General features: G+C 67.7%; 19 protein-coding genes. 16 read left to right on the forward strand and 3 right to left on the reverse strand.

From position 1 onward, the window contains the following. Nucleotides 1–405 precede the first annotated feature (405 nt). The 12 genes from AC1DW3_RS22715 to AC1DW3_RS22770 are packed head-to-tail and all read left to right on the forward strand — an operon-like array spanning nucleotide 406 to nucleotide 12,276. A complete protein-coding gene (locus AC1DW3_RS22715) occupies nucleotides 406–1,791 on the forward strand; it encodes a hypothetical protein (protein WP_477935150.1) in 1,386 nt (461 codons plus the stop codon). A 53-nt stretch (nucleotides 1,792–1,844) separates the two neighbouring features. Next, on the forward strand, nucleotides 1,845–2,348 hold the full coding sequence (gene gspG, locus AC1DW3_RS22720) for a type II secretion system major pseudopilin GspG (RefSeq protein ID WP_477935152.1): 504 nt from the start codon (nucleotides 1,845–1,847) through the stop codon (nucleotides 2,346–2,348). A gap of 55 nt (nucleotides 2,349–2,403) precedes the next feature. After that, the gene (locus AC1DW3_RS22725; RefSeq protein WP_477935154.1) at nucleotides 2,404–2,793 is read left to right on the forward strand and encodes a prepilin-type N-terminal cleavage/methylation domain-containing protein; all 390 of its coding nucleotides are present in this window, start codon (nucleotides 2,404–2,406) and stop codon (nucleotides 2,791–2,793) included. 4 nt (nucleotides 2,794–2,797) lie between these two features. Beyond that, nucleotides 2,798–3,277 carry a type II secretion system protein gene (locus tag AC1DW3_RS22730; protein WP_477935156.1) on the forward strand — a complete coding sequence of 160 codons (480 nt, stop codon included), beginning with the start codon at nucleotides 2,798–2,800 and terminating at the stop codon, nucleotides 3,275–3,277. After that, the gene (locus AC1DW3_RS22735) at nucleotides 3,274–3,981 is read left to right on the forward strand and encodes a PulJ/GspJ family protein (protein WP_477935158.1); all 708 of its coding nucleotides are present in this window, start codon (nucleotides 3,274–3,276) and stop codon (nucleotides 3,979–3,981) included. The genes AC1DW3_RS22730 and AC1DW3_RS22735 overlap by 4 nt, the downstream gene beginning before the upstream one ends. A gap of 5 nt (nucleotides 3,982–3,986) precedes the next feature. After that, a complete protein-coding gene (locus tag AC1DW3_RS22740; RefSeq protein ID WP_477935160.1) occupies nucleotides 3,987–4,985 on the forward strand; it encodes a hypothetical protein in 999 nt (332 codons plus the stop codon). Next, nucleotides 4,909–6,237, forward strand: coding sequence for a hypothetical protein (locus AC1DW3_RS22745; RefSeq protein ID WP_477935162.1), 1,329 nt, complete (start codon nucleotides 4,909–4,911; stop codon nucleotides 6,235–6,237). The genes AC1DW3_RS22740 and AC1DW3_RS22745 overlap by 77 nt, the downstream gene beginning before the upstream one ends. Then, a complete protein-coding gene (locus AC1DW3_RS22750) occupies nucleotides 6,237–6,839 on the forward strand; it encodes a GspMb/PilO family protein (RefSeq protein ID WP_477935164.1) in 603 nt (200 codons plus the stop codon). Before AC1DW3_RS22745 ends, AC1DW3_RS22750 begins: the two co-directional genes overlap by 1 nt. Next, nucleotides 6,836–7,285 (forward strand): hypothetical protein, encoded by a 450-nt coding sequence (locus AC1DW3_RS22755; RefSeq protein ID WP_477935166.1) that lies wholly within the window; start codon nucleotides 6,836–6,838, stop codon nucleotides 7,283–7,285. Before AC1DW3_RS22750 ends, AC1DW3_RS22755 begins: the two co-directional genes overlap by 4 nt. Continuing rightward, on the forward strand, nucleotides 7,278–9,392 hold the full coding sequence (locus AC1DW3_RS22760) for a secretin N-terminal domain-containing protein (RefSeq protein WP_477935168.1): 2,115 nt from the start codon (nucleotides 7,278–7,280) through the stop codon (nucleotides 9,390–9,392). The genes AC1DW3_RS22755 and AC1DW3_RS22760 overlap by 8 nt, the downstream gene beginning before the upstream one ends. Beyond that, a complete protein-coding gene (locus tag AC1DW3_RS22765) occupies nucleotides 9,389–11,083 on the forward strand; it encodes a GspE/PulE family protein (RefSeq protein WP_477935170.1) in 1,695 nt (564 codons plus the stop codon). Before AC1DW3_RS22760 ends, AC1DW3_RS22765 begins: the two co-directional genes overlap by 4 nt. Then, the gene (locus tag AC1DW3_RS22770) at nucleotides 11,083–12,276 is read left to right on the forward strand and encodes a type II secretion system F family protein (RefSeq protein WP_477935172.1); all 1,194 of its coding nucleotides are present in this window, start codon (nucleotides 11,083–11,085) and stop codon (nucleotides 12,274–12,276) included. Before AC1DW3_RS22765 ends, AC1DW3_RS22770 begins: the two co-directional genes overlap by 1 nt. Nucleotides 12,277–12,278: 2 nt before the next feature. On the opposite strand, the gene AC1DW3_RS22775 is transcribed toward AC1DW3_RS22770, so the two are convergent. The 3 genes from AC1DW3_RS22775 to AC1DW3_RS22785 are packed head-to-tail and all read right to left on the reverse strand — an operon-like array spanning nucleotide 12,279 to nucleotide 15,507. Continuing rightward, nucleotides 12,279–13,316 (reverse strand): sulfotransferase family protein, encoded by a 1,038-nt coding sequence (locus AC1DW3_RS22775; RefSeq protein ID WP_477935174.1) that lies wholly within the window; start codon nucleotides 13,314–13,316, stop codon nucleotides 12,279–12,281. Next, nucleotides 13,313–15,292, reverse strand: coding sequence for a sulfatase-like hydrolase/transferase (locus AC1DW3_RS22780; RefSeq protein WP_477935176.1), 1,980 nt, complete (start codon nucleotides 15,290–15,292; stop codon nucleotides 13,313–13,315). The genes AC1DW3_RS22775 and AC1DW3_RS22780 overlap by 4 nt, the downstream gene beginning before the upstream one ends. Beyond that, nucleotides 15,289–15,507 carry a hypothetical protein gene (locus AC1DW3_RS22785; RefSeq protein WP_477935178.1) on the reverse strand — a complete coding sequence of 73 codons (219 nt, stop codon included), beginning with the start codon at nucleotides 15,505–15,507 and terminating at the stop codon, nucleotides 15,289–15,291. The genes AC1DW3_RS22780 and AC1DW3_RS22785 overlap by 4 nt, the downstream gene beginning before the upstream one ends. 182 nt (nucleotides 15,508–15,689) lie before the next feature. On the opposite strand from AC1DW3_RS22785, the gene AC1DW3_RS22790 reads away from it, so the two are divergent. The 4 genes from AC1DW3_RS22790 (at nucleotide 15,690) to AC1DW3_RS22805 (ending at nucleotide 20,688) form a co-directional block, all read left to right on the forward strand. Continuing rightward, complete coding sequence (locus AC1DW3_RS22790; RefSeq protein WP_477935180.1) at nucleotides 15,690–16,958, forward strand: flippase; 1,269 nt, start codon at nucleotides 15,690–15,692, stop codon at nucleotides 16,956–16,958. Between the two features lie 49 nt (nucleotides 16,959–17,007). Next, the gene (locus AC1DW3_RS22795) at nucleotides 17,008–17,928 is read left to right on the forward strand and encodes a glycosyltransferase family 2 protein (protein WP_477935182.1); all 921 of its coding nucleotides are present in this window, start codon (nucleotides 17,008–17,010) and stop codon (nucleotides 17,926–17,928) included. Nucleotide 17,929: 1 nt separating this feature from the next. Then, nucleotides 17,930–19,324, forward strand: a complete 1,395-nt coding sequence (locus AC1DW3_RS22800; protein WP_477935184.1) for a hypothetical protein — start codon at nucleotides 17,930–17,932, stop codon at nucleotides 19,322–19,324. Nucleotides 19,325–19,398: 74 nt separating this feature from the next. Beyond that, nucleotides 19,399–20,688, forward strand: a complete 1,290-nt coding sequence (locus AC1DW3_RS22805) for a hypothetical protein (protein WP_477935186.1) — start codon at nucleotides 19,399–19,401, stop codon at nucleotides 20,686–20,688. Nucleotides 20,689–20,690: the final 2 nt, after the last annotated feature.

Here is a 20,690-nt window from a genome sequence, read left to right on the forward strand (position 1 = left end):
GTCAGGCCGGATCTGTCTGTGGTGCGGTCAGGTCAGTGCTGCCGACGCGGCATTGACTGAGCCAAACGGGCGAGGGGAAAGCGCCGTCATAGGCGCTGACTACTGATGTGAACAAGCAACGCATCTGGGGCAAACCCCGACCCGCGACCGATGCCGGACGGACAAACGCCTGTAATCGTCTGCTATGCTGCCGGACAACCTGCTGAGCTGGAGGGTATTGAGCCGTGCCAGTCATAGTAGGGGAGGCGAAGCATGAGCGCTTTGTGTCGACGCAGTGGTCGCCGCGTTGGTGGCTGCGGCGGTCCGGAAACGGGCCGAGGCAATCGACCCAATGCGGTGTCTGAGTGTTCAGCTTCGCTTGTGTTCGGTTAATTTGTTGCAACAACGATCCGGAAGGTTCATTTAATGAAGAACTTCACCTACAAGGCCCTGGCCGTCGCGACCGCTGCGGTTTGTGGTGCTGGTGCTCAGGCAGGCTCGGTGTCCTCGACGACGGCGAAGTATGCTGTCGAGGCCATCACTTCGAGCAGCCCCATCACCCTGTCTCCCGTCATCTACACGATGGGCGTCTCCCGCGTGGTGTCGCAGCCCTTCACCATCATCGTGCGTGAGCCTGCTGGCGCCACGACGACCCTGAGCTGCGGCGCTGTGCCGACGGTTTCGGGTGGCGGTGCTGCCAACATCACCGTCAAGCGCACCTCGGCTACCGAGTGCGTGTGGGACGTGAACGTCACGACCGACATCAACGTCGGTGGCAACATCACCTTCCCCAACCTGGCCATCAACGCTCACAGCCTGGCGACGGTCGGTGCGATTGAGAAGCTGAACGTTGCGCTGTATGACACGGGTGAAACCGCCCGCGTCGACAACTCCAACGACATCACCGCCACGGTTGCTACGTCTGCCCGCGCTATCACGCTGACGGCTACGCAAGACACCGGCACCAAGGCCGACGTCAACTTCAACGCCGGTAACCAGCCGCTGTTCGGTTTCGTCGCTCAGAACGACGACACGACCACCAACGCCAGCGCCAACTTCACCATTGGTATCAATGGCTCGTTGCTGAATTCCAGCGGCATCGCCGTGACGGCCAACAGCATCCTGACGAACATCGTCGTGACCGTTGCTGGTGACTTCTCCGGCCTGATCACGAGCTTCAACGGCGCTGGCAACAGCTCCGTGATCGTCAGCAATGGTGCCGTCGGCGCTCCTGCCGTGACGTACAACGCCACCGCTGGTACCGCCGTGTTCACGGTGACCGGCCCGCAACTGAACCAGACCGGCAATACCGCCGTTCAGGTCAGCCTGAGCTCCGCTCTGACGCAGTCGCTGGGTACCGCCCGTACCTTCGGCGTGTCCGCTGTTGCGAACCCGGCTCTGGCTGGCGTTGGTGCCCAGGCCCTGGCTGGCAACGCCAGCTGGTGGGTGTGGGGCGCGAACGGCATCGAGCTGCGTTCGGCGTTCTTCAACAACGACAACACCAACGGCAACCTGACCCGCTTCTTCTTCCAGAACACGGGTTCGCAGATGGCCGACTACTCGGCAACCTGCCAGGCTGAAACCGGCGTCACCGTGACGTACGGCACCGCCAAGTCGGGCAAGCTGGCGACCGGCACGACCGCTCTGAACGCTGCTGACATCTGCACGTTCAGCACCGGCAAGCGTGGTTCGATCACCTTCACGATCAACGCCAACATCGGCGTCGTCAAGGGCGTGTACCAGCAAGCCATCAACGGCGCTGCTGCTGGCTACATCCCCCTGGAGCGTCCGTACGGCGCCAACACGTACTAAGCAAAAGCGCTTTCGCGCCGAGCAAAAAGGGCACCTTCGGGTGCCCTTTTTTCATGGCCAAGGCCATCACTTACACTGCCGACCTCTTGCGAAACTGCACCCCCATGGTCCGCTCCAATTCTGATTCTCAGCTGCGTTCGCGCGGTTTCACTCTGCTTGAAATGCTGGTGGTGCTCGCCATCATCGGTTTGATTGCAGGCTTGGTGGGTCCGCGGCTTTTCAGGAAGGTTGATCAGTCGCGCATAACGGCGGCGACGATCCAGATCAAGCAGTTGCGTGGGGCGGTCGAGAATCTGCGCTTGGACATCGGTCGCTATCCAACCGCTCAGGAAGGTTTGGCCCTGCTGAACAAGCCGCCCGCCGATCCCGCCTTGGCTTCACGCTGGCGCGGCCCCTACCTTGAAGAAACCGTGCCGCTGGACCCCTGGTCCAAGGCCTACCAATATTCGCTGCCCGGCCGTGATGGTCAGCCTTTTGCCCTGTATTCGCTGGGTGCCGACGGCCAGCCCGGTGGCGAGGGCGATGCTCAGGATCTCGGCGTTCTGCCGGCCAACTGAGCTATCCATCCATGGGCCGTGCCAAGCCGTCGATGACGGTCCCGGCATCAATGACATGAGCCTCAGCCGCCACCGTGGTTTCACGCTGCTGGAGATGCTGGTCGTCCTGGCGCTTATGGCACTGGCAACGGGCATCGTGCTGCCGCGGGCGGCGGGGTGGCTGGACAGCGTGCAGGAGCGCGGCTGGCGTGCCGACCTGCGCGCCTACATCGAAGCCATGCCCGTTCGCGCCTTCCTGTCCGGGGAAGAAAAACGGCTGGATGCGGCCGCCATCCTGGCTGCCGTCCCGGGAGGCCCACCGGGACTTGAGCTGCAATTGCCTGAACCTCTGACCTATGACCCGACCGGCGCTGCAAGCGGCGGCCGCATGCAGTTCAAGCGTGGCGGCGTGCGCGAAGTGTGGGTGGTCGAGCCTTTCAGTGGCCGTGTCGTCGAGGGACCCTGACGCGATGTCGAGCAGGCCTCGCTTCCGTCGAAGCTGCCGCGTCGGGGCCCGGCCGCGCGGATTCACCCTGCTCGAGGTGATCGTTGCGCTGGTCATCCTGTCCACCGCCGGGCTGGTGCTTTTCGGCTGGATCAACCAGAACCTGGCGACGGCCACACGGCTGCGTGAGTCGCAGGCCCGCTCCCAATTGCAGATCGAAGGCGTGTCCTGGCTGGCGACGATCAACCCTGTCGCCGAGCCTGAAGGGGAGCGAGAAATGGGCGGCTTGCGTCTGACCTGGCGTGCGACCCTGCTGGAACCGATGCGTCCCGAGTTCGATTTTGGCGGTGCCATCGTGCCGCGCTGGATGATCGGGCTGTACCGCGTGAACGCAAGCATCACACGCGTGGACGGCGGCATGCGGACCGAATGGGAGCAAGTCTCCACCGGCTGGAGGTCCGTCTTTGCCGCTCCGGCGACCGCGCCGAAGATTGGCGTTCCATGAAGAAGCCTGCTGGGTTCAAGCTTGAGCGCGCCCGACGCGGCTTCACGCTGGTCGAGATGCTCGTGACGCTGGCGTTGATGGCCATGATCTCGTCGCTGCTCTGGGGGGCCCTGCAACAGGTGCTGAGAGTGGAGCAACTGCTGCAGCGGTCGGGCGTTGACGGGCAACTGGACGTCGTGCGCCGCGAATGGTTGCGCGGCTTGATTCAGGCCAGCTTGGTGGAGCAGACCGGTGCACCGCGGCAATTGGAAGGTGACAACCAACAACTCACCATCGCCAGCGCCGAAGCTCAACGCCTGCCGGGTATGCGGGCCACAAAGTTGTTGATCCGCTTTGAGTCCGATCCCAGCTCGGGGCGACAGCGGTTGATGCTTTCCGAGGCCCCTGCTACCGACGCTTTCGCCCAGGGTTTGCGAACCCCTGCCGCGCCGGTTGAAGTGCTCGCCTGGCAGGGCAAGCCTGGCGCCATCCGCTTTCTTGATGCGAGCGGGCAATGGCTCGATCAGTGGCCTCCGCCACTCTCGACGCGCCTGGCCGCCGCGGGAGGCGAAGACGACGACATGCGGGCGGCACGAGCCGGCGTGCCGCGCCTGCCACGGGCCGTGTGGCTGGAGATGGGTGGCGACGTCGGCGGAGCGCTGGTGACGGCCTTGAGCGTCACCGAGCCTGGCCGCATGCGCCGGGCTCAATGGGAGCGGCAGTGAGAGCCATGCAGTCCGGTGCGAGGGGCCAGCGGGGCTACGTGTTGTTGATGGTGCTGGCAGCTCTCGCGGTGATGGCATTTGTGGCGCAGCGCTTCGCCCTGCGCAACGACGAACTGCGTCGCAATGCGCTGGACTTCAGCCAATACGCACAGGCCCGCGCGGCAACGGCGAGCGCGTTGTCGGCCACGCTGTACTGGAATGCCACGCGCCAGCTGATGCCGGCAGGTCGCGGCGTGCTGGACAACCAACTGCGACACGACGGGCGGCGCTACACCACGACTGAAGGCGCTTTCGTCGCCGTGCAGGATTTCCGCGGGCTGCTTGCGATCAACGGCGTGAGCCGCCCGCTGCTGAGCAACCTGTTGGTCCAGGACGGCGTGCCGCTGCCGCGTGCGCAGGCCATGATCGATGTGCTGGACGACTACATCGACACTGACAACCTCAAGCGGCTCAACGGCGCGGAGCGGCCGGAATACAAGGCGCTCGACTTGCCTGGGCCACGCAACGACTGGTTGGTCACCCCACGCGAGTTGGAAGCCATGCCGCTATGGCGCGATGATCCAGCCCAGTTGGCGCGATGGATGCGGGTGTTCAGCGGCGATATCGGCCACTCGATCAATCCCTCAACCGCACCACTGGCCGTGTTGAAGGCCGTGCTGCCCACCGCCAACCCTGCCCAGCTCGAACTGGTGCAGACGCTGAGCCACTCCGACCAGTTGCGGGACGGGCGCGCCGCCCAGGCCCTGACGGGCCTGCCTTTTGACAGCGACGACTTCGTTTTCTCGCCGGGCTACGAGAGTCGCATCACCATCTGGGCGCCCGGGCTGCCAAGGGCCCTTGAGTACAATGTCCGGTTGATACCTGCAGGGGAGCTTGGCCCGTGGGTGATCACAGAACAGCACAGCATCTCGCGGCTTACATTCACTGATGAAGCTCCCCCAGCTCTCCCTTTCCCCCTTGCGCTCGGTACTCGGCCCCAGGCCGCAAGCAGTCCTGCGCCTTGAGGGCTTGGACGCGGCGCCGCGTGCAAGTTGGTGGGCCCGCACCACCGTCATCGTTTCCCGAAGCCGCTGCCGCCTGCGCTGGTTTCGCCTGACAGGTCTTCAGTCGGCCGAGAGGCTGGCCGCGTTGCGGCTGCAGGTCGAAGCTTGGCGACCGTTCGAGAACACCGCGGCTCGACTCGTGCTGCTCGGCGAAGACGGCCTGGCCGTCGCCTGGGATGCCACGTCTGCCCACCAGCAACTGCTGGGTGACGGCATGCAGCCCGAGCGCTGCCAGTTCATTCCCGAAACCCTGATGCAACCTGTTGGCCCGGATGGGCTGCGCCTGCTGCGGGGCGCCGAAGGCTTCGAGGCGCAATGCTGGCGAGACGGATTCCTGCGCGCCAGCCGCTGGTGGGCCGAGCCGCTCACGGCACAAGACTGGCAGGAGTTCGTCCACGCCAGCGGCGCGGGGCCAGACGCCGGCGGTGCACTGCCGCAACCGCAGCAACTCGCGCTGGACAGCGCGTGGATCAAGCACTACCCCTTGCATGCCGCCGCGGAAGGGGCCGAGGGCGTGGAACAGCGTCTGGTGTTCGTCGGCGCCTTGGCGCTCACGCTGGCGGGCGGCGTGCTGGCGCATCAGCTCTGGGATGCGCGCCAGCAAGGCCAGGCGCTGGCCCGGCAGATTGCCGATATCAGGACTGCAACGGCGCCAGTGCTCACGGCGCGTGACGCCACCATCGCCGCCGTCGACGAAGTCGAGAAGCTTGCCGCCTGGTTTGCGCTGCCACTGCCCGTGGATGTGATCGGCTATCTGAATGACACGCTGGGCAGGTCCGGCGTGCAGGTCAAGGACCTGGACCTTGAAGGCAACAAGCTGCGCCTCGGCCTGCAGCTCACGCCCAGCGCGACGCGCGCCGGCATCGTGAAGGACCTTCAATCCGGCGGCTGGTTTGTCGACGTGAACGAAGTGCGCGCCGATAACGCGCGCGGCCTGTTGACGATGGAGATGCGCATCGTCGGCTTGCGTCCGCCGGCGGCTGGCAGCGCTGAAGCCACGGTGACTGCCGCAGTTGCCGCACCGCAACCCGCGCCAGCAACGGCTGCGCCAGCGCCGATCGCGCAGGCGCCCATGCCCGCCCCGGCGCAGGTCTCGCCCGCGCCGGCGCGACCGCAGCCCGTCCCGCAGGGACCAGCCAAGCCCATCATCGCCAAGCCGGATGCGAACGGTCTGCCGCCCCCGGATGTTTTCAATGCCATACCGAACCGCTGATGAGTCGTGACGCTGTGCTGACGCCATGGGCGCAATTGCGCGAGCAGTGGCAGGAATCCCGCCTGGTCCGCCTGGGTGCCTGGCTGGGCGTCGCGCTGCTGAGCGTCTACCTGCTGCTTGCCGGCTTTGATGAGGTCGATGCGCTGCTCGAGCGCAACCGTGGCTCGGTGGTTGAGCTGGCCCGCCTGCAGGCGCTGGCCAAGGAAAAGGACTGGCCCGAGCGCCGTCGCGAGGCCACGGCCCTCAAGGTCGCCTACGACACGGCCGTCTGGATGGAGCCGGACATCGCGCTGTCCGAAGCCGGCCTGCAGGACTGGTTGCGCAACGTGACGCAGCGCCTGGGCCTGAAGGTGCGCGAGATCACTCTCGTACGCGCCGAACCTTCTGCCAAGCCCGCGGGGAATGTGCCGGCGGGCTATGTCGAGCTGCATGCTCGCGTCAGCGTCGAGCTGCAGCGCACGCCGCTGTTCGTGCTGCTGGCCGAAATGGCCAACCAGGAGCGGCGCATCGTCGTCGAGCGACTGTCCATCCGCAGCCAGAGTCAGCCGGCGGTCGCTGACATGGACCTGCGCATCCTTGCCAGGCCGGGGGGTAAGCCATGAAGGCCATGCCCTGGGTCTTGTTGGCGGTGGCACTCGGCCTGGGTTGGCTGATCGCGCCGGCGCCCGAGGCCGATCCTTCGCTCATCCAGGCTCGCAAGGAAAGTTGGAGGCTGCCCGACCTGCCGCAGCGCCCCGACCAGGCAAGCCGCGCGATGGCCTTGGCTGCCTCGCCCATCTTCGAACCCGAAGCGGCTGTTTTGGCGGCCGCTGCGGCCGACGCAGCAGCCAAGGCCGAAGACAAGCGTTGGCGTGTCGCCGGCGTGTTCGGGCGTGGGCAGGAGCGCAAGGTGCTCATCAGCTTTGTCACTGCCGGCAAGGCGCCGCTGCGACTGGCCGTGGGTGACAAGGTTCCCAGCGGTGAGCGCATCACCCTGATCCGCGACGGCGAGGTGCTGATCCGCGTCGGCAACAAGCAGGTTCCGTTGGGAGCTGATTACCGTGAGTGAAAACAAAATGTTCCTGACGCTGCGACCGATCGCCCTCGCGGCCGGTGCCATGGTCGCCCTGAGCGGCTGTGCACCCATCGTGCCCGTATTGCCCAAGCCGCTGCCCGTGGCCAGCCTGGCCCCCAATTCCGCTACGCAAGGGGAGACTGGCGGCCGTGATGCAACGCGCGTTGTCCCCGGCCCCAAGGCGCCCGAGGTCGACACGCCCAGCCTGGCAGTCACGGCCCCGGTGGCCCAGCCCCGGGACGAGGTCGTTGCTGCGGTCAACCTGCAGCAGGTGGCCCTGCCCACCTTCATCCAGGTCGTGTACGCCGATGTGCTGAAGAAGAACGTCAGCGTCGACCCGGCCGTGATTGCCCGGCCTGATCTCGTCACGTTCAAGGCCGGTGGCGGCCAGACGGCGGCTCAGGTCGAGACCGCGGTGCGCCTGCTACTCAAGAGCTACGGCCTCTCGGTGATCGAGGTGGGCGGACTCGTGCGCGTGGTGCCTGACAACGCCAACCAGGGCGGCGACCTGCCGGGCATCCGTTATGGCGCCGCACTTCCGGAAGTTCCGCCGTCGCTGCGTCCGGTCTTTCAGCTGATTCCGTTGGAGTCGGTCCGCCAGGTCGACGTGACGGGCTGGCTGCGCACGCTGTTTGGTGACCGCATCAGGGTGCAGGAAGACTCGACCCGCAATGCGGTGCTGATCAGCGGCAACCCCGACAACGTCAAGGCGGCCATCGAAGCCCTCGCGGTGCTTGACCAACCCGCGCTCAAGGGACGCACCAGCCTGACGCTGACGCCCGCCTTCTGGTCCGCCGAGGAACTGGCCCGTCGTCTTGGCGAGGTGCTGTCGGCGGAGGGCTATGCGGTCCACCCGGTAGGCTCTGCGATCACCCAGGGGGGCTTGCGCAGTCCGATCATCCTGCTGCCGATCTCGAGCCTGAACCAGGTCTTCGTCTTCGCCGCCGGTGACAAGGTGGCCGCCCATATCGCCGAATGGGCCAAGACCCTGGACCGACCCAACGAGCGCGGTGTCGGCAAGAACCTGTTCACCTACCCCGTCAAGCACAAGGACGCCGAGCAGCTCGCAGTGACTCTGGAGCGGGTGCTGGGCGGCGGTGGGTCGGTCGCCAGCACCACCCAGGCAGCTGGCGGCACATCCCCCACTGGCAGCACCGCCACCACGACGACGACGGCCAGCCGCTTGTCCAACGTCGTGGTCGACAAGGCCAGCAACACGCTGATCTTCCAGGTCAACCCTGAAGAGTTCGGGCAGGTCTCGGCCCTGCTGCAGACTCTGGACAAGCCGACCAAGTCCGCACTGATCGAAGTGACGGTCGCCGAGCTGAAGCTCGAGGATGGTGCGCAGCTGGGCGTGCAGTGGCTCACCAGTCATCTGGAAGGCAAGGCGGGCTTCACGGCCAATGCTGGCAGCGGTTCGGGCGCCGTCGGCGGCTTCAACATTTCTGTCCTCAATTCGCTGGGCGGCCAGCGCGTGGCCATCGATGCATTGGCCAGCAACTCTCGCGCCACCATCCTCTCCAGCCCGCGCCTGATGGCCCGCAACGGCGAGACGGCTTTGATCCAGGTCGGTGACGAGGTGCCGGTGCTGAGCCAGCAGATCGCTACGCCCAGCACCACGGGCGGCTCCGCCGGCAATCTGCTGGCGACCTACCAGTACCGCTCGACGGGCGTCATCCTGAAGATCAGGCCCGTCATCCACTCGGGCGACCAGATCGACATCGATCTTTCCCAGGAAGTCAGTCAACCCGTGCAGACGACCTCGGGGATCACCACGACGCCGACCATTTCCACCCGCCGCGTCGAGACCAAGCTCACGCTGCGCAACGGCGCGACCATGCTGCTGGCGGGCCTGATCGACGGCACCTCCTCCGATGGCAACGGCGGCGTGCCCTTCCTCAAGGACATCCCCATCCTGGGCAGCCTGTTTCGCAACCAGACGGTCAAGAAGACACGTCGCGAGATGATCATCCTGATCACGCCCTACATCGCCAACGACTCCACCGAGGCCGAGGCGATCACCGAGAGCTTCCGCAAGAGCCTGGGCGACTGGGCCCGTGTGCCGGCGCCTGAAGCCGGAAGCTCTGCGCCGAAGCCATGACCGAATCCGTCGCTCCGCGCCTGATCGGCGAGCTGCTGCTCGCCCGGGAGCAGATCCGCCCCGACGATCTGAACGCGGCGCTGCGCTTCCAGGCGGAGCAGGGCGGTCGCATCGGCGCGGTGCTGCTGCGCATGGGCGCGATCACCGCCGAGCGGCTGTACGCCGCGCTGTCCGAGCAGCTCGGCATGGGCTGGCTGAGCTTTGACGAACTCGACGAGGCGGCCCTGCGCCTGGGGCTGCAGGAGCTGCAGAGCAGCTCGGCGCAACTGCTCAGGCTGGGCGTGCTGCCCTGGCTCGACGAGGCGGGCTGGCAGCTTGCCTGTGCCGATCCTCTGGAGGCCGAGGTGCGCGAGTTTGCGCAACAGCAGCCGGCGCTCAAAGCGGCGCGATGGTGGCTGATCGCCCCTGATGACGCCCAGCGCTGGGTCCAGCGCCTGCAGCAAGGCGACCTCGCCATGCAGATGCTGGACGAGCGGACCCTGCGCGAGATGGCCGAGGACGCGCCCGTCATCGCCTGGGTCAACAACCTCATCGCCCAGGCCGTCGAGTCGCGCGCCTCGGACATCCACCTGGAGCCCGGCGAGCGCGAGTTCGAGGTCAGGCTGCGCATCGACGGCCAGCTGCACACGCGACTGGCCCTGGGCATGGACCGCTATCCGGCCGTCGCCTCGCGCATCAAGCTGATCGCCGGCGTCGACATCGCCGAGCGCCGCCTGCCGCAGGACGGCCGCATCTCCACGCGCGCCGCCGGCGCCGAGATGGACGTGCGGGTCTCGTCCATCCCGGCCGTCTATGGCGAGTCCATCGTCATGCGCCTGCTGCCCAAGAAGCGCGCCGACCTGACGCTGGAGCGGCTGGGCCTGCGGCCCTCGCAGTTGCGCCAGTTCAAGCGCTGGCTGGGCCTGGCCAACGGCCTGGTGCTGGTGACGGGCCCGACCGGCGCGGGCAAGAGCACGACGCTGTATTCCGCGCTGGCCGCCACCAACGACCAGACGCGCAAGATCCTCACCGTCGAGGACCCGGTCGAGTTCCGCCTGCCGCAGGTCATCCAGGTGCAGGCCCAGCCCGAGATCGGCTACACCTTTGCGCGGGCCCTGCGCGCCTTCCTGCGCCACGACCCGGACATCATCATGGTCGGCGAAATCCGCGACCGCGAGACGGCCGAGATCGCCATCCAGTCCGCGCTGACCGGCCACCTGGTGCTGGCGACGCTGCACACCAACGACGCGCCCTCGGCCGTGACGCGGCTGGTGGACATGGGCGTCGAGCCCTTCCTTGTCGGCGCCTCGCTGCGCGCCGTCATGGCCCAGCGCCTGGTGCGACGCCTCTGCGAGGTCTGCGCCGTTCCCACCGACGAAACCCCGGCGCTGGGTGATGCCGACCTGACACGGGCAATCGCCGATGCACGCGCCGAGGACGGCGCCGCGGAGCTGCCGCGCTGGCGCCGCCATGTCGGCTGCCCGGCCTGCCAGAACACCGGCTTCAAGGGCCGCGTCGGCATCTACGAGATGCTGGATGTGGGCGCCGAGATGCAGCACGCGATCGCCCGCGAAGTGGGCCTGCCCGAGCTGGTCGCTATGGCGCGCCAGACCGGCTACCGCTCGCTCGCCCAGGAAGGCGCGCTCAAGGTCGTGCAGGGCGTGACGACGCTGGATGAAGTGCTGCGCGCCACCGGCACGGCTGACGCCTGATGCGCTTCGACTACACCGCACGCGACGTCGCGGGCCAGCCCCACAGTGGCCAGCTCGAAGCGACCGACCAGGCCGACGCCATGGCGCGCCTGACGGCCCAGGGCATGACGCCCGTCAGCCTGCAGGCGCGCACGGCCGTACCGGTGCGGTCCAAGGCACGCGGCAGCATCAAGCTGGCCGATCAGGTCGTGCTGCTGCGCGAGCTGGCCACGCTGCTCACCGCTGGCGTGACGCTCGGCGATGCATTGCCCAGCCTTTCCGAGGCCTACGAAGGCCAACCACTGGGGGTGCCGCTCGCGCAGATGGAGACCCTGGTGCGCGGTGGTGGCCGGCTGTCGGACGCCTTGCGCATCACGTCGCTGCGCATGCCGGTCTATGTGATTGCGCTGGCCCAGGCCGGCGAGGCCAGCGGCGACATCGCCCGCGCGCTGCAGGAATCAGCCGAGCAGATGGAGCTCGCCCGCAAGGCCAACGAGGACCTGCGCAGCGCCCTCATCTATCCGAGCGTGCTCGTCGGTGCCGGCTCGCTGGCCGTGTTCTTCATCTTCGTCGGCGTCGTGCCGCGCTTTGCCAACCTGATCAAGGGCAGCCGCCAGGTGCCCGAGCTGTCGCGCTGGGTCATCGAATCGGGCGTCTACGTCCGCGGCCATCTCTTCGAGTCGGCCCTCATCATTGCGGCGCTGGTCGGCATCATCGTGACCAGCCTGTCGCGCGAGTCGACGCGCCAGGCCCTGCTGCAGAGCCTGGCGCGCCTGCCGGTCGTCGGCCCCTGGCTGGTGCAGGCCGAGATCGGCCGCTGGGCCACGGTGCTGGGCAGCCTGCTGTCCAACCGCGTGCCGGTCCTGACGGCCATGGAACTGGCCCAGGGCGTCATCCGCCTCGGCATGCTGCGCTCGGGCCTGGAGCGTGCCACCAAGGGCCTGCAGCAGGGCCAGTCGCTCAGCGCCGGCCTGGAGACCCAGGCCTGGTTCCCGCGCACACGGCTCAACCTCATCCGCGTCGGTGAGCGGTCGGGCGAACTGCCCAAGATGCTGCTGGCCCTGGGCCACAGCCAGCGTGACGCGGCCGCCGTGCTTCAGCGCCGCATGCTGGGCCTGATCGAACCCATCGCCATCATCCTCATTGGCGCCGTCATCGGCGTCGTCATGGTGGCCGTCATGATGGCCATCACGAGCTTCGATACGCTCGTCTGAGATCAGCCGCGTTGCGCGGCATCCAGCGCCGCGACGCCTGGTGCTGCGGGAGGTGGAACGGGTTGTTCGTAGTGCTCGATACGCCCCTGGCGGACTCGACCCAGTGCCGCCGCCAGCGCCGCCTCGGGGCCCGCCTGCAGGCCCAGCTGTTGCATCACCCGGGCCACCGTGGCCCGAGGGTCGGCCGCCAGTGCGGTCTGCTCGACGCTGATCCAGCGCCCCGGCGGCAGCTCAGCCTGAAGTTGCTGCAGCACCTGGGCGCAGCCTTGCAGCGCCGTGCCCAGAAAGGCATCCAGCCCGTCAGCGGCGCCCGGCGTCAACCGGTGCTCGGCAAACATCGCCTGCCACATCTTGCGATTGGAGTGGAAGACGGTCGCCGCATCGCGCACCATCCAGACGACCTGGGCCTCGGGGAAGCGTTTCAGCAGCGCCGGCAGGCGAAAGCTGTGGTTGGGCGACTTGAGGATCAGTCGTCGGCCGGGTTGGCCGCCGGACGCGAGCACGCCAGCCATGAAGCGCTCGAAGCGCGGCAGCCATTCGGCCTCATGGGCGTTCCAGTAGCCGGGGTCCAGCGTGTGCAGCAGCGTCGGCAGGCGCTCCGGCATCAGGAAGCCGCGGTAGGCCGAATCGACGCCCAGCGTCAGCAGCGCGAACTCGTCCTCCTGCGGCGACAGCGCGCTGATCTCCAACCCGTCCATTGGCCGGGCGACGCCACTGCGCTCAGGGGGCGCCGGTAGCAACTGGAAGGCGGTGGCGTTCATGCACTGCCAGGTCAGCGGCGTGGGCCAGCCCGTCGCGGCCGTCAACAGTTCGTGCATGACCGTCGTGCCGCTGCGCCAGGGGCCGACGATGAAGAGGGGCGGTGCGAGGGGCTGCGCATCCGCGACGCGGGCTTCGCTCAGCTTGCGGTTCAGCGTCGCCCAGGCAGAGCGCCAACGCAGCTGGGCGCGCGTGCCCAAGGCCAGCGACGACCAGCCGGCGCCCGCCCGCAGCCACTTCAGCAGCTCGGCATCGAAGCTGTGCAGGGGGCTGGTACTCATCGCGGGTCGAACTGCGCGGCGCGGCGCTTCTCGACAGCAGCGAGCTGCTGGTCCAGCAGCGTGCGCAGGCGCCTGGCCGTGTCGGCGTCGGTCTTGCTCAGGTCGTGGAGTTCGTGCGGGTCGGCAGCCAGGTCGAACAGCTCGGCCTGGTTCTCGCCGAGGTCCAGCACCAGCTTGTGCGAGCCGTCGATGACAGCGTAGTGCCCGTGCTGGATCGGCTGGAAGCGGCTCTGGCGCTCCATGGCCATCGCATACACGGGCTGCGCTGGCAGGGCCTCGCCCAGCAAGGCGGGCTTGAGGCTGCGGCCGTCGGCCTGCGGCAGGGGCGCCAGACCCAGCACGTCGGCGATGGTCGGCGCCACGTCGTCCAGGCCGACCGGCGTGTGCACCACGCGCGCCGTGCGCTGGCCCGGCAGCTTGATGACCAGGGGCACGCGGATGACCGCCTCGTGCAGCCATTGGCCGGCATGGCCGATATAGCCGCGCTCGAAGGACTCGCCGTGGTCAGAGGTGACGACGACCAGGGCGCTGTCCAGCTTGCCCTGGCGCTCGAGTTCGTCGAAGAAGCGGCCCAGCGCCTCGTCGGCACCCATGATGGCCTCGCGGTAGCGGAGCCGGTGCTTGTCGATCAGCGCCTGCTGCGGCGGGTTATAGCGCGTCATGCCCAGCATCTGCGACCAGTGGTCCAGCTCGCCCTCGGGCAGCAGCTTGTGCTTGGTGCTGGGCGGCGGCAGATAGGGATCGTGCGGCGGCAGCGTGTGCAGCCACATGAATTGCGGGCGCTGGTTCTGCTGGGCGCGCGCGAGCAGCGGCCGGGCGGCGTCGTAGGTCTGCTCGGGCGCGAACGGGCTGCGCTCGGGGAAGAGGCGCACGTCCAGCGTGTCCAGCAGCGGGATCAGGCCGGACAGCCAGAAGGGCAGCGTCGTGTCGGGGAAGGCGCTCAGCGCGACGCGCGGCTTCAGGCCCAGCGACGGCGAGGGCGCGATGGCCTGCGTCGTGTACTCGTCGTAGCTGCCATGGTGGCGCGGGCTGGCCATCAGGTTGGCGCTGATGGAGTGGGCTTCATAGCCCTGGGCGCGCAGCTGGCTGGCCAGCGTCTGGCCGCGCATGGCCGGCGCCATCTTGGCGACGATCTGTACGCCCCAGTGCGACCAGGGCAGGGCGCCGGTTTCCATGGTGGCCGTGCTGGGCGTCGTGAAGTTGCCCGAGGCGTAGTGGCGGTCGAAGCAGCTCGCGCGGCCGGCGAACTCGCGCAGCCGCGGCATCGTCGTCGGGCCGCCAGGCGCGTCTGCGCAGACGGCCGCGTCCTCCGCGGCCAGCGTGTCGATGGTGATCAGGTAGACATCGGGCAACTGGGCGCGCACCGGCGCCGAGTCGGGGGGGGGCGTCAGGCCCGTCATGCGCGGCGGGTGCAGCAGCAGCCAGACCACCGACACGAACAGCAGCAGCAGTGCCGGCGCCTGCAGGCTGCGCAGCGGCGGCACGAGGCGAGCTAGCACATAGGACAGGCGCCGGCCGCGCAGCATCAGCCCCGAGGCCAGCAGCAGCAGCGCCACGGCGACCAGCCGCGCATTGGCGGACAGCGCGAAGTCGCCTTCCGTCACCAGTTTCAACCAGGCCCAGCTGGCCGAGCCGAACTGCCACAGGCAGATCCAGCAAACCGGCAGCAGCGTCGCGGCCCAGCCCACGACATGGGCACTGGCGGCGGAGGCGCCCAGGCGCCGCAGCAGTCCCGCCAAGGCGACGGAGAGGCCGGCCAGCAACAGGGCCGGCAGCGTCAGCAGCAGCAGCGCCAGCGCGACGTCGCGCGCGAGCTCGGCCGTGGTCTGGAAGGCCAGGAATGCGTCGACCTGGCGCAGCAGCACCCAGGGCATCCACAGCAGGCCCAGCGCCGCGAAGGCAACGCCGAAACAGGCGCGAAACTGCGCCGGCGGCAACTCAGGATGGGAGCGTTCGGCGCTCGCGCCGAGCTTCATTCAGCGCCGCGTCCGGTCAGTCGGCGCCACAGGCGGCGCGCCAGCGCGCTGATCCATTGGCGCAGGAACAGCCAGACACCCACAAGGCCCGCGAACACCGGGGCCAGCAGCTGGAACAGCATGCCGCCGGCATTGGGGTCGATGTAGGCCTGCGCCGGCAGGCTCACCAGTGCCAGGTACAGCGCCACGCACAGCAGAAGAGGGGACGGCTTCATGTCGGGATCTTGAACGGCCCGGATCAGCCGGGCGCTAAGCCACCCGACACTCGCGGACGGCCAAAACCTCCATTTTATCGGGCTGACCAAGGTATCGATTTGTGAAGCCGGCGGCCGGGCTCGCGGGCGGGGGGGCTCCTTACAATCCGCGCCCCTTCTCCCCCTTCGCCGGCCCCTCCTTCTTGAAGCTCGCCAAGCACACGCTCCTCAACCTGTTCGGCCTTGGCGCACCGCTGCTGCTGGCGCTGTTCTCCATCCCGGCGCTGATGCATGGCCTGGGCGTCGAGCGTTTCGGCCTGCTGACCCTGGTCTGGGCCGTGACCAGCTACTTCGGTCTCTTCGACCTGGGCCTGGGGCGGGCGCTGACGCAGCAACTGGCCATCCTGATCGACCGCAAGCAAGACGAGCGCATCGGCCCGCTCAGCGCCTCGGCGCTGCTGCTGATGGCGGCCCTGGGTGCCGTCGCTGGCGCGCTGATGATCCTGCTGGCCCCCTGGGGCGTGGACCTCATCAAGGCCTTGCCGAATCGCGGCGAGGCCATCGCCGCCTGCTGGGCCATGGGCCTGGCCGTGCCCTTCATCGTCGTGACCGCCGGCCTGCGCGGCATGCTCGAGGCCTGCCATGCCTTCGAGGTGCTGAACTATGTGCGCCTGCCCATGGGGCTGTGGACCTTCGCCGGGCCCTGGATCGTGCTGCACTGGGTCGGTCCCAACCTGCTCCTCATCACCGTCGCGCTGGCGTTGGGCCGCGTCGTCGGCTTTGCCGTGCATGGCTGGCTGGCCTGGCGGGCCCTGCCGCAGTTGCGCGGCCGGCTGCACTGGCAGGCAGCGTGGCTGCGCCCGCTGCTGGTGTCGGGCGGCTGGCTGACGCTGAGCAACATCGTCAGCCCCTTCATGGGCTACGTGGACCGCTTCATGATCGGTGCCACCGTGTCGGCCGCGGCCGTCGCCTATTACGCGACACCCCAGGAGATCGTCACCAAGCTCTGGATCATCCCGGGCGCGCTGACGGCGGTGCTGTTCCCCGCCTTCGCGGCCCAGGCCGCCCGCAAGGACGCCGACGCCTGGGCCCTCTACGACAAGGCCGTGCGCATCCTGTTCGCCGTGCTGCTGCCGATCTGCGCGGTGCTGGGCCTGTTCGCCAGCCCCATCCTGACGCTATGGATAGGGCCTGAGCTGGCGGCGCACAGCGCGCCCATCCTGCGCGTGTTCTCCGTGGGCATCCTCATCAACTGCCTGGCCCACGTACCGCTGACCTGGCTGCACGGCGCCGGACGCTTCCGAGCGCCGGCCCTGCTGCATTGCGCCGAGCTGCCGCTATTCCTGCTGGCGCTGTGGATGCTGAGCGCCCAATGGGGCCTGATGGGCGCGGCCACGGCCTGGCTGCTGCGCATGGTGGGTGACGCCGCGGCCCTGTTCTGGCTGTGCCGCCTGGAGCGACGCAGCCAGTAAGGCGCGTCGCACCGGCTGCCTACAATCGCCGCGCCTCTCCAGCCGACCCATGTCCCAGCCCCTCGTCACCCTCGTCACTCCCGTCTACAACCAGGCCGAATACCTGGCGGCGACCATCGAAAGCGTGCTGGCCCAGGACTATGCGGCGCTGGAATACATCGTCATCGACGACGGCTCCAGCGATGAATCGCTGGCCCTGGCGCGGCGCTACGAGGCCTCTCACCCGGGCCGCCTCACCGTGCTGACCCAGGCCAACAGCGGCCAGGCCGCCACGCTGAACCGCGGCTGGGGCATGGCCAGGGGCGAGATCCTGGCCTATCTGAGCTCCGACGACTGCCTGGTGCCGGGCGCCGTGCGGCGCATGGTCGAGGTGTTGCAGGCCAAGCCGGCGACCGTCGTGGCCTATTGCGACTTCTGGCTCATCGATGCGCAGGGCAGTCGCCTGCGCGAGTCCCGAACCGAGGAGTTCGATGCCGAGCGGCTCAGCGTGGATCTGGTCTGCCAGCCGGGCCCGGGGGCGTTTTTCCGCCGCGGCGTGTTCGAGGCAAGCGGTGGCTGGCGGCCTGACCTGCGCCAGGTGCCGGACTACGAGTTCTGGCTGCGCGCCGCGGGGCAGGGCGGTTTTGTCCGCGTGCCCGAAGTGCTGGCCGAATACCGCATCCACGAGGGCTCGGCGTCGTTTCGCGTGATGCCCGAAGCCCGCGCTGAGGAGATCGTGCGGGTCATGCAGGCCTACTGGGCCGCGCGACCGGGGCAGGCCGGTGCGCAGCGGTCGATTGCGCGCGCCTACAGCCTGGCGGCCAAGAACCATGGCCAGTCCGGCCGCATCGGCGCGGCGCTGCGCTGCTTTGCCCAGGCGCTCAAGCGCCGCCCGGGTCTGCTGTTCGATCTGGGTATCTGGCGGCAATTGCTGGTCGGTTTCCTGCGCCGCGGCTGGTACCAGCTGCGCGCGTCGACGCGAGTCGCCTGAAGTGAAGGGCAAGCTGTTCTGGCTCGGGCTGCTGCCGGCCATGATCGTGCTGGCCGGGGTGGCCGACGCGACCGTTGGCCATGGCCCGCTGCTGTGGGCGCTCACGGCGGTCAGCATCGGCCTGCTGGTGCTGATGAAGTGCACGACCGTGTCCTGGTTCTACAGCTTCATGGCCGTGTTCTATGTGCTGGGCTGCTGGTTCAAGGTCATGGCCCACCACATCACCGACATTCCCTATGTCGAGCCTTCCGGCAACTTTTCCGGTGCCCCGTCGGAGTGGGTGGAGTACTACGAGTTCGCGCTGGCCATCGGCGTGGCGCTGCTGCTCGGGCGGCTGCTCAGTCTGGCCTTCTGGGACCGGCGCCCGCCGCACGAGCGCCGTATCCGATTCATGGCCGGCCCTGTCAGTGCCAAGGAATGGGGTGGACTGATCGGTGTGGCGGCGGTGTTCTACCTGATCAACAACCTGGCCGCCTTCTTCGTGACTGGGGTGAACGCCCGGGTCACGCTGCCCTTCGCTTTGAACGCCCCGCTCGCTTTCATGGCGCTGATCGGTTTTGCCATGGTGCTGGCCACCTATGTGTCGCGCGACGTCGCCGAGCGCGGCCGGCTGACGATAGGCGCAGCGGTCGCGGTGCTGATGGTCACGTCCATCGCCTCCATCTCCATGGCCAGCCGCGCGGCCGTCATCATGCAGTCCGTCCCCATCCTGCTGGGCGCCTACTACCTGCAGTCGCGCTGGGGGCGTTATCGCTTCAGCAAGCTGCCGGTGCTGTTGTTCGCGCTCTTCCTGGTCGTCGTGCTGGGGGTGGTGTCGATCTACCGCGTGCAGGTGTTCTCGGGCATCGGCAGCGTCGACCGGGAGATGTTGTCCTTCTTTCTTGTTGAAAGCAGCCTGCTGGCGCTGGACCGCTGGGTCGGCGCCGAGGCCTTGATGGTGGCGGTGGCCGAGCCGGGTCGCTCGACCGAACTCTTCTGGCGGCTGATGGGCGAGGATCCGGCCATCGGCGTCGACTCCATCTACCAGCAGCTTTCCGGCGGCAAGTACGAGTTCCTGCAAGGCCTGACCTTCTTGACCCTGCCGGGTTATTTCGGCGTCATCAGCCTGACCGGGCAGATGGTGCTGATCTTTGGCCTGACGCTGCTGATGATGGTGCTGGGCCTGGCCTACGAAATGCTGATCCGGCGCCTGTTGCACCACCAGATGGTGCCCGTGGCGTTGATCTGCGTCGCGGTCGCTAACGCATTGACACAGTTGAGCTTCCCAAGATTGCTCACGCCCTTCCTGTTGCAGATGACAGTACTGGCTTTGCTGCTGGGCTGGTTCATGCGTCGGCGCATGGGTGTGGTCCAGGTCGAAGAGCCAGCACCTGCAGCCGAACTGCGGGTGGCCTAAGGCCTTTGACCCGGCCAGCGTCCTCGGCCGGCATTGGCTGAGTGACAATGGAGTCAGTTGTACGGGAGAGCTAGATGATCGCCGACCGGCGCAGCCCCAGAGAGGGCCGCTGGAGGCCCACTCCGCTTCATATCGTCTGGATCGGCTTGCTGGCGCCTGCGCTCACGGCCGGCGTTTCCACCAGCGTTGGCCCGCAGGTCGCCCTGTTCGTGTTGCTGGCCGGATGGCTTTCGATCTTCGACGGGCGTGCGACCTGGCAGGGGCTGGTGCTGGGTTTCAGCGTGGCGGCGCTGCTGCTGTGCCACACCGTGGTTGCCGAGAGCCTGGACACCTGCCGCGACCTGATGCTCAAGTCGGTCGCATCGCAAGTGCTGCTCATCCTGGTGATCGCCTCGCTCTGTCTGCTGGCGAGTGCGGGGCGCAGCACGCCTTCCCAGCGCGGCATCGCGCGATTGGTCACCGCGCTGGTGGCGGCGGTGGTGGTCGAGAAGATCTATCTTGTGGCGACCGGTGCCCGCGAGACGATCCGGCCGAGCGGCTTTTTCTCCGAACCCAGCCATTTCGCGCTGACCATTGCGCCGCTGCTGATCTATCTGATCCTCGACGAGAACCCGCGTTGGCGGCGCCATGGCGTGGTGGGCGCGGTGCTCAGCCTGTGGTTGGCAGCCTCGGCCACCCTGTTCCTGCTGCTGGCCGTCGGTCTGGCTGTGATGTGGCTGGCGCAGCATGGCCGGCGCCTGGGCCTGTTCAAGATCCTTCAGGTCATGGTGCTGTCGGTCGTGTTTGCCGGTGTGGCCTATGTGTCGCCGTTCTGGTCTGACTTCATGGACCGGGTCACCAGCCTGGGCAACCAGAGCACGGACGCCAACGTCTCCAGCGTGGTCTATGTGATGGGCTGGGAACTGGCGATCGAAAACCTGCACAACTCCGGTGGCTGGGGGCTGGGCTTCAACCGCATGGGCTGCGAGCCCAGGCCGGTCACCGACGGCGTGGAGGTGCTCGATTTGCTGGGCCTGGAGGATGGCAACTACAACGACGGTTCCTTCCTCGCTTCCAAGGCCCTGAGCGAAATGGGTTACTTCGCCGCGCTGCTGTGGCTGTGGTGCGCCTGGCGGGCGTGGCGCTTTCGGCATTTGCTGCATGGGCAGGACGGATTGCAAACGGAACAGACACGCCTGATGCTGAGCCTGCTGCTTTGCGGCCTGGTCGGCCTGCTGCTGCGTGGGACGGGCTATTTCTCCGGGCCGGTGCTGCTGGCGGCCTATGGCTACTTCTGGCTGCGGGGGGCCAGCCGCCAGCCGGCCGGGCCAACCCCAGTGCCTACAATGCCGGCGCCCAGCCGTGACCTCTCCCCGCGGGGATGAGT

It is taken from the genome of Roseateles sp. P2_H4 (genome assembly GCF_056403315.1).

Bases quoted from the DNA above. Each gene is read 5' to 3' on its own strand.
- AC1DW3_RS22770 (WP_477935172.1), top strand. From the start codon at position 11,083: ATGCGCTTCGACTACACCGCACGCGACGTCGCGGGCCAGCCCCACAGT.
- AC1DW3_RS22780 (WP_477935176.1), bottom strand. From the start codon at position 15,292: ATGAAGCTCGGCGCGAGCGCCGAACGCTCCCATCCTGAGTTGCCGCCG.
- AC1DW3_RS22725 (WP_477935154.1), top strand. From the start codon at position 2,404: ATGAGCCTCAGCCGCCACCGTGGTTTCACGCTGCTGGAGATGCTGGTC.
- AC1DW3_RS22740 (WP_477935160.1), top strand. From the start codon at position 3,987: ATGCAGTCCGGTGCGAGGGGCCAGCGGGGCTACGTGTTGTTGATGGTG.
- AC1DW3_RS22775 (WP_477935174.1), bottom strand. From the start codon at position 13,316: ATGAGTACCAGCCCCCTGCACAGCTTCGATGCCGAGCTGCTGAAGTGG.
- AC1DW3_RS22795 (WP_477935182.1), top strand. From the start codon at position 17,008: ATGTCCCAGCCCCTCGTCACCCTCGTCACTCCCGTCTACAACCAGGCC.
- AC1DW3_RS22785 (WP_477935178.1), bottom strand. From the start codon at position 15,507: ATGAAGCCGTCCCCTCTTCTGCTGTGCGTGGCGCTGTACCTGGCACTG.
- gspG (WP_477935152.1), top strand. From the start codon at position 1,845: ATGGCCAAGGCCATCACTTACACTGCCGACCTCTTGCGAAACTGCACC.
- AC1DW3_RS22765 (WP_477935170.1), top strand. From the start codon at position 9,389: ATGACCGAATCCGTCGCTCCGCGCCTGATCGGCGAGCTGCTGCTCGCC.
- AC1DW3_RS22735 (WP_477935158.1), top strand. From the start codon at position 3,274: ATGAAGAAGCCTGCTGGGTTCAAGCTTGAGCGCGCCCGACGCGGCTTC.
- AC1DW3_RS22745 (WP_477935162.1), top strand. From the start codon at position 4,909: ATGAAGCTCCCCCAGCTCTCCCTTTCCCCCTTGCGCTCGGTACTCGGC.
- AC1DW3_RS22715 (WP_477935150.1), top strand. From the start codon at position 406: ATGAAGAACTTCACCTACAAGGCCCTGGCCGTCGCGACCGCTGCGGTT.
- AC1DW3_RS22750 (WP_477935164.1), top strand. From the start codon at position 6,237: ATGAGTCGTGACGCTGTGCTGACGCCATGGGCGCAATTGCGCGAGCAG.
- AC1DW3_RS22755 (WP_477935166.1), top strand. From the start codon at position 6,836: ATGAAGGCCATGCCCTGGGTCTTGTTGGCGGTGGCACTCGGCCTGGGT.
- AC1DW3_RS22805 (WP_477935186.1), top strand. From the start codon at position 19,399: ATGATCGCCGACCGGCGCAGCCCCAGAGAGGGCCGCTGGAGGCCCACT.
- AC1DW3_RS22730 (WP_477935156.1), top strand. From the start codon at position 2,798: ATGTCGAGCAGGCCTCGCTTCCGTCGAAGCTGCCGCGTCGGGGCCCGG.